General features: G+C 41.6%; 4 protein-coding genes. All 4 read left to right on the forward strand.

Annotated elements, in window-relative coordinates; all coding sequences use genetic code 11:
* Positions 1-77 precede the first annotated feature (77 nt).
* On the forward strand, positions 78-170 hold the full coding sequence (locus RIC88_RS14960) for an SHOCT domain-containing protein (RefSeq protein ID WP_350218369.1): 93 nt from the start codon (positions 78-80) through the stop codon (positions 168-170).
* 64 nt (positions 171-234) lie between these two features.
* Positions 235-1,008, forward strand: a complete 774-nt coding sequence (locus RIC88_RS14965; RefSeq protein ID WP_350218367.1) for an AlbA family DNA-binding domain-containing protein — start codon at positions 235-237, stop codon at positions 1,006-1,008.
* A 72-nt stretch (positions 1,009-1,080) separates the two neighbouring features.
* Positions 1,081-1,971 (forward strand): bestrophin family protein, encoded by an 891-nt coding sequence (locus RIC88_RS14970; protein ID WP_350218368.1) that lies wholly within the window; start codon positions 1,081-1,083, stop codon positions 1,969-1,971.
* Positions 1,972-1,986: 15 nt separating this feature from the next.
* Positions 1,987-2,202: MgtC/SapB family protein (locus RIC88_RS14975; protein WP_350205916.1), on the forward strand; the 216-nt coding region annotated here is incomplete at its 3' end.

Raw genomic sequence — 2,202 nt, forward strand, 5'->3', positions numbered from 1 at the left:
TGTGGCTTATCCTCCTATGCTGGATATTCTTAATCCCTTACCCTACGCCCGGACAAAACAGACGGAAGGATAAGGCCATGGAAGTCCTGAGAGAGCGATATGCCCGGGGCGAGATATCCGATGAGGAATTTGAACAAAAGAAGAAAGTCCTTCAGGATAAGAAGAAGTAGTTATACAGCCACAGGTATATCCCAAGCGAGGTGACACCTGTGGTTTATAAAAGGATATTGTAAAATGAAAAACCAGAGATTTCTTTTTTATATACTTATTGGATTAGCCTTTGGACTATTTGTGATACAGCCCCTGGCTATTTCACTTCACATGTATGACATGCAAGGAGATAACGGCAGTTGGTGGGAATATCTGCCTGCCTCATATCAGCAAGTCGTTAGTTCATGGGATTTGGATCAGGCCATCATCAAATTGCTATTCGGTTTACTGGGCATTGCCTTGTCGCTTATGTTTATGGTCAGGCAAAAAATGTTTCAGCTTACCATAAGAAGGGATAGGTTGGAGGAGATCAGGGAGTTGATTGCGGCAGGAGAAAACCAGCAAGTTGAGTTCAAATCTACCTTAAGGTGGGATTTGAGACAGTTTAAGCCGAATAAGGCTCTGGAAGACGTAGTAGCCAAAACAATTGCCGGATTTATGAATACCCGGGGAGGGCACCTATTTATTGGTATTGACGATGATGGACAGGCACAAGGTTTACATGAAGATTATGCAAGCCTGAAAAAACCGGGACGAGATGGTTTTGAGCAGTATATAATGCAACTGATCTCCACCAAATTAGGGACAAATTATTGCGCTCTGGTAGATGTTTCTTTTTACCAAATAGAAGGGCTTGATGTCTGTCATCTTGAGATTAAACATGCGCACTCTCCGGTCTATCTGCATCAGGACGACCGTTCACACTTTTATATCCGTACAGGAAATGGTACTCGTGAGCTTGACATACCCGAAGCGTTAAATTATATCGAAGAAAACTTAAATGGTCGCTCATTGTGACAAGGAATTTATCACAGCTCTATTATTGGAGTAACCATAAAACCAAAATCAGATCAACAAAACTGAATTAAAATGCTCTTAAATAAAAGAATATCCATACTTGACTTTATCAAAACCATTAAGGTTGATATCGTACTTATCTCCTCGTATGCGGTTGTCGTAGGCATTTTCGATCAATACGGATTTCTTGACAAAATTTCGGTTCCTATTGGCGTCACTGCCGTTTTTGGTACTGCGGTAGCCTTGCTGTTGGGTTTTAGAACCAATCAAGCCTATGAGCGATGGTGGGAAGCTCGCATTATTTGGGGTGCTATTGTCAACGATTCCAGAACACTGGTTAGGCAGTGTGTTTCATTTTTTGAAAGAAGTAACGAAAGCTATGAAGCTCTGGTCGGGGAAATGGCCAATCGTCAGATCATTTGGTGCTATGCACTCGGAGAATCACTAAGAAAACTACCTTTTTCCCACAGGGTCATTAAATATAAAGAATCCAATAAGACCGAAGCTTTTAATATTCCAAATGCTTTATTGTCAGAACATTCTGAAACTTTGCTAAAGGCAAAAGAAAAAGGTATGGTGAATGATTTTCAGCAGGTGCAAATCGATAGCACCATCGCCAGGTTATGTGATTCTATGGGCAAGTGCGAACGCATAAAAAACACGGTCTTTCCCAAAGCACACAGCCTGTTGATCCATTTGATCATTTATGTGTTTGCCACCATGCTACCGTTTGGCTTATCAGATGAGTACCTGGCAGTAGAAATAGGCCTGACTATTGGTATCCCGATCATTTTTATTGCCATCGAAAAAACCTCCATTCTCATGCAGGATCCTTTTGAGAACCAGCCTTTGGACACGCCCATGACAGACCTGGCGGAAACGATAGAAATAAACATCAGGCAAATGATTGGAGAAACGGATGTTCCTGAAAAGAAAAAACCGACAGACTATTATGTTTTATAACACAAAATATTAACAATGGATTTTCAAACTGAAATAACGCTCATACCAAGGTTACTTGTCGCCCTTGTACTCGGTGTTTTGATAGGACTAGACAGGGAAATTGACGGGCATGCCGCAGGAATCAGAACGTATGCTGCCGTTTGCCTGGGTGCGGCTTTAGTCACAATTATCAACTCCCACATTGAAGTTGCAGATCAGACCCGAATTGTTGCCAATATTGTTTCAGGCATT

It is taken from the genome of Ekhidna sp., from assembly GCF_040220215.1.
Classification (GTDB): domain Bacteria; phylum Bacteroidota; class Bacteroidia; order Cytophagales; family Cyclobacteriaceae; genus Ekhidna.